Source organism: Streptomyces sp. NPDC028419, from assembly GCF_055565515.1.
Genome location: NZ_JBVHUE010000004.1, coordinates 341,690 through 346,213, shown reverse-complemented (window position 1 = coordinate 346,213; position 4,524 = coordinate 341,690). Strand labels below are relative to the sequence as shown.

The window sequence follows — 4,524 nt, the reverse complement described above, 5'->3', positions numbered from 1 at the left end:
CGCTTGTTCCTAGCCTGGCCCGGGGTCCCTTCGCCCCCCACTGGGCAAACGGGTTCGCGTCCCCCGACCGGATGGACATCACCCCGGGCCTGGCGCGGAAAACGCGGGGAGGGGGCGGGGGGGCGGAGGACGGCCGGGGGTGGGCCTCCCCCCATTGGGTCCGGGACGTGGTCCCCCCCCGGGCCCCAGTGGCATGCTCAGGCCATGGATGAGCTGATCGCGGCGGTGGCGGCGTACGACCACGAGGCGGCCGGTGCGCTGGTGGGCGCCGGGGCGGATCCGTGCCGGGTGCTGCCCGACGGGACGACCCCGCTGCTGCGGGCCGTCGAGGGCGGCTCCCCGGCGCTGGTGTGGGCGCTGCTGTACGCCGATCCGCGGGAGCGGTGGCCGGAGCCGGAGCGGGAGCGGCTGCTGGCGGCGGCCCGCCGGTGGTCGCGGGCGGGCGCCGAGGCGGAGCTGCGGCGGCTGACGGGGGCGCGGGGGCCGCTGGCCGTGCGCGCCGTCGAGGAGGACTGGACCGACATCGAGGAACTCTCCCTCGGTGGTTCGACGGTGCGGGACGGGCACGTGGGCGTGCTGACGGCGCTGGAGCGGGCGTTCGGCATCGCGACGCCGCTGGAGGAGCTGATCGACCGGGCGGCCCGGTACCCGGACAAGTGTCACGCGGTGTGGGCGCAGTCCCGGGACGCGGTGGTGCTGGGGCCCCTGGCGCGGAGCCGGGACGAGGTGATGGCCTTCCGGGAGCACCCGTCGCCCGGCCACCGGCGCTTCGTGATCGACTACTTGGAGACCCTGGACCGGTACGTGGTCCTCGGCGCGGTCTCCTCCACGGAGGAGGGCTACGCGCAGGAGCGCCGGGTGCTGTTCGCCTGGACGGCCGCAGAACCCGACGGGGGCGTGCTGGCCGCGCTCCTGGACGCCTTGGCGGGCGAAGTGGACCCGGACACCGAGGCTGCGGCCCTGCCGCACGCGGGCCATCCCGACCCCCGGGTGCGCCGAGAGGTGCCGCACTGCGTGCACCGGCACGGGGTCCCGCTGGCGCCGGTGGCCCGGACGGCCCTGCACGTCCTGGCGGGTGATCCGGACGCGGAGACGCGGTGTGCGGCGGCCGGTGTCCTGGGCCACGCGCGGGAGTCGACGGCCGGCACCCGGGAGGTGCTCCTCGGGCTGCTGGGCGACCCCGAGCACGCCGTGCGCCGGGCCGCCGCCGGGGCGATGGCGGCGGGGCCGCACCACGACACGGAAGCGGTCACGCGGGCGCTGCTGGCCCTGCTCGAGGAGGAGGACCAGCTGCTGCGCCTGGAGGGTGCCTACGGGCTGGCGCGGCGGGACGACCCGCGCACCCCGCAGGCGTACGAGCGGGTGGGCCCGCTGGGCCCGGAGTTCGAGCACGACCACCGGGCCGACGGGCTGTGGCGCTGGAAGGTCAGGCAGCGACCCAGCGAGTGAGGTCGGCCCAGGTCGCGGGGCTGACGGCCAGGGTGGGGCCGTCGGTGAGCTTGGAGTCCCTGACGTGGACGGTGTCGGTGCAAGAGCAGGTGGCGACCTCGACGCACTGGCCGCCTTCGTCGCCGCTGTAGGAGGACTTTCGCCAGGCGACGGCGACCTCGACGCACTGGCCGCCTTCGCTCGCGCTGTAGCTGGACTTGAACCACGTCAGGGGGGTGTTCATGTCTCTCCTAGCAGCCGGTCCAACAGGGCCTTCGTCTCCGTGAAGTTGAGGGCCTGTGACCGCAGCATCGCATATTTCTGAGTGAGGATGCTGACCTCGTTCGGGTCGCGCACGAGGAAGCTGCCGCGCTGCGTTTCGGAGTAGGCGAGGTGCTGGAACTCGGGTGTCTCCAGCAGGGTGAACGGGCCGTTGAGGCCCGCGTGAGCGGTGATGCCGAGGGGCAGGACCTGGAGGGAAACGGTGGGGCGGTCGGCGCAGGCGAGTAGGTGCCGCAGCTGCTCCCGATACACCTCGACGCCGCCGATGCGGTCCCGGAGGGGCGCCTCCCAGATGATGAAGCTGAGGGTCGGCGGGACCGGCCGGTCCAGGATCCGCTGGCGCTGGATCCGGTGGGCGGTCTGTAGCTCTATCTTCTCCTCGCCGACGAAGGGGACGCGGCAGCCGAGGACCGCGCGGGCGTAGTCCTCGGTCTGGAGCAGGCCGGGGACCGTGAGCGTGTCGTACCAGGACAGGGCAAGGGCCTCACGCTCCCGTTCCATGTACTCCTCCGCCCAGGCCGGGACCATATCTACCTCCGGGAGGCGGTTCGCGGCGACCGTGAGGAGGCCCGGTAGGCCGAGGGCGCGGTCCATCTTCTCGGCCACGTTGGGCATCAGTGCACGCCTGCCCTGCTCGATCGAGGCGACGGTCTCGACGTCGATGTGCAGTGCGTCCGCGAAGGCGCTTTGGGTCATTCCCTTGGCGATGCGCGCGGTGGCGACCAAGGCGCCGACCATCTTCATCGCCGTCTCGTTGGGCCGTGGCCTCTTGCGTGGTGGCATGACTGTGAACTCCCCGCCCGAGCCCGAGAGATACCGGTACCAACCCGTACTCATGAAGGAGTACGGGTTGCTCGACTCCTCCACGCTAGTCACACACCGCGACCATCGCCTCGTGAACGTGGAAATGGACGTCGCCGTGCTGCGTGAGCGGGTCTACCCCCGCAGCCGCCAAACCGTGCGCTCTGCCAGGGAGTTCGCCCGTGTCACATTGCACGCGTGGGGTGTCACGCACCGCCAGGACGAGATGTTGCTCTGTGTGAGCGAGCTGGCGACCAACGCGCTGCTGCACGGCGTCCCGGCCGGGCGGGGGTACCGGTTGCGGCTGCTGCGGTGCGGGGGCTCCGTCCGGTTCGAGGTGCACGACAGCGGCGGTGGGCGGCCTCGCGTGGCGGACCGGGATCCGGTGGCCGAGGGCGGGCGCGGGCTGCTGCTCGTGGCGGCGGTCGCGGACCGGTGGGGGGTCGGGGTGCGGGTGCCGGGGAAGGTGGTGTGGTGCGAGTTCGGGCTCGGGGAGGACGCGGGCCGGGACCCCCTAGGCTGGGTGGCGACTGCTGTCGATGCTCGAAGAGGCGACTGAAGATGAGCGCGTACGGATCCTTCCCCGGCTCGCGGCCCCGCAGGCTGCGCAGCACCCCCGCCATGCGGCGGATGGTCGCGGAGAACCGGCTGCACCCCTCGGACCTGATCCTGCCGGCCTTCGTCCGGGAGGGCATCAGCGAGCCCGTCGCGATCTCCGCGATGCCGGGCGTGTTCCAGCACACCCGGGACACGCTGCGCAAGGCCGCCGCGGAGGCCGTGGAGGCGGGCGTCGCGGGCATCATGCTCTTCGGCGTCCCCGCGGACGAGAACAAGGACGCGCTCGGCACCGCCGGCACCGAGCCGGACGGCATCCTCCAGCTCGCGATCCGCGACGTGAAGGCCGAGGTCGGCGACGACCTGGTGATCATGTCGGACCTCTGTCTCGACGAGTTCACCGACCACGGTCACTGCGGGGTGCTCGACGCGCACGGTCGGGTCGACAACGACGCGACGCTGGAGCGGTACGCGGAGATGGCGCAGGTCCAGGCCGACGCGGGCGTCCACGTGGTGGGCCCCAGCGGCATGATGGACGGTCAGGTCGGGGTGGTCCGCGACGCGCTGGACGAGACGGGTCACGAGGACGTCGCGATCCTGGCCTACACGGCGAAGTACACCTCCGCCTTCTACGGTCCCTTCCGCGAGGCCGTCGGCTCCTCGCTCCAGGGCGACCGCAAGACGTACCAGCAGGACCCGGCGAACTCCCGCGAGTCGATGCGCGAGCTGGCGCTCGACCTCGAAGAGGGCGCCGACATGGTCATGGTGAAGCCCGCGGGGCCGTACCTGGACATCCTGTACCGGGTCGCGCAGGCGGTGGACGTGCCGGTCGCGGCGTACCAGATCAGCGGCGAGTTCGCGATGGTCGAGGCGGCGGCCGAGAAGGGCTGGATCGAGCGCGACCGGGCCATCCTGGAGACGCTGACCGGCATCAAGCGGGCGGGCGCCGACACGATCTTGACCTACTGGGCGACCGAGGTCGCGGGCTGGCTGCGCGAGGCGCGCTGAGCGGCTCCTTCCGCCGGATCTCGCTTTCTCAACGGGTCCGGCGCGGGCCACACTTGGACGCATGACCGGTGACGAGTCCGCCCCCGCGCCGGAACCCTTCGAGTACCTGGAACGCGTCCAGTGGCACGCCTTCCGCCGGGCGTGCGCCACCATGCGGCTGCACGACGCGCTCCAGCGCCGAATATGGGCCTTCCGGGCGCCGAAGGTGGAGGCGTTGGGCTGGTTCCCGGACGAGGGCGGGTCGGCGGAGCTGGCCGGGTACCTGGCCCGGTTGGGCGCCGAATGCGCCGTGTACGTAAGGGAGTCGGCCGGTCCGTGGCCGCCGACGGGGGTCGGGGGGGGGGGGCCGGGGGGGGGGGGGGGGGGGGGGGGGGGGGGGGGGGGGGTGGGGTTGGGGGGGGGGGGGGGGGGGGGGGGGGGGGGGGGGGGGGGGGGGGGGGGGGGGGACGT

Annotated in this window: 5 protein-coding genes; 3 read left to right on the top strand and 2 right to left on the bottom strand. The window is 73.2% G+C overall.

Annotation, left to right across the window (positions count from 1 at the left end; genetic code table 11):
- Positions 1 to 204 precede the first annotated feature (204 nt).
- Complete coding sequence (locus ACZ4UB_RS07745; RefSeq protein WP_468068906.1) at positions 205 to 1,449, top strand: HEAT repeat domain-containing protein; 1,245 nt, start codon at positions 205 to 207, stop codon at positions 1,447 to 1,449.
- Here ACZ4UB_RS07745 and ACZ4UB_RS07740 read toward each other — a convergent pair.
- Both ACZ4UB_RS07740 and ACZ4UB_RS07735 read right to left on the bottom strand, forming a co-directional pair.
- Positions 1,427 to 1,672 (bottom strand): DUF397 domain-containing protein, encoded by a 246-nt coding sequence (locus ACZ4UB_RS07740; protein WP_468068905.1) that lies wholly within the window; start codon positions 1,670 to 1,672, stop codon positions 1,427 to 1,429. The two genes, ACZ4UB_RS07745 and ACZ4UB_RS07740, sit on opposite strands and share 23 nt — an antisense overlap.
- Positions 1,669 to 2,493 carry a helix-turn-helix domain-containing protein gene (locus tag ACZ4UB_RS07735; RefSeq protein WP_468068904.1) on the bottom strand — a complete coding sequence of 275 codons (825 nt, stop codon included), beginning with the start codon at positions 2,491 to 2,493 and terminating at the stop codon, positions 1,669 to 1,671. The genes ACZ4UB_RS07740 and ACZ4UB_RS07735 overlap by 4 nt, the downstream gene beginning before the upstream one ends.
- Between ACZ4UB_RS07735 and ACZ4UB_RS07730 the strand changes: the two genes are divergently transcribed.
- Together ACZ4UB_RS07730 and hemB are read left to right on the top strand one after the other, a co-directional pair.
- Positions 2,417 to 3,070, top strand: coding sequence for an ATP-binding protein (locus ACZ4UB_RS07730; protein ID WP_468068902.1), 654 nt, complete (start codon positions 2,417 to 2,419; stop codon positions 3,068 to 3,070). The genes ACZ4UB_RS07735 and ACZ4UB_RS07730 overlap by 77 nt on opposite strands.
- 2 nt (positions 3,071 to 3,072) lie before the next feature.
- Positions 3,073 to 4,074, top strand: a complete 1,002-nt coding sequence (hemB, locus tag ACZ4UB_RS07725) for a porphobilinogen synthase (RefSeq protein WP_468068901.1) — start codon at positions 3,073 to 3,075, stop codon at positions 4,072 to 4,074.
- Positions 4,075 to 4,524 lie beyond the last annotated feature (450 nt).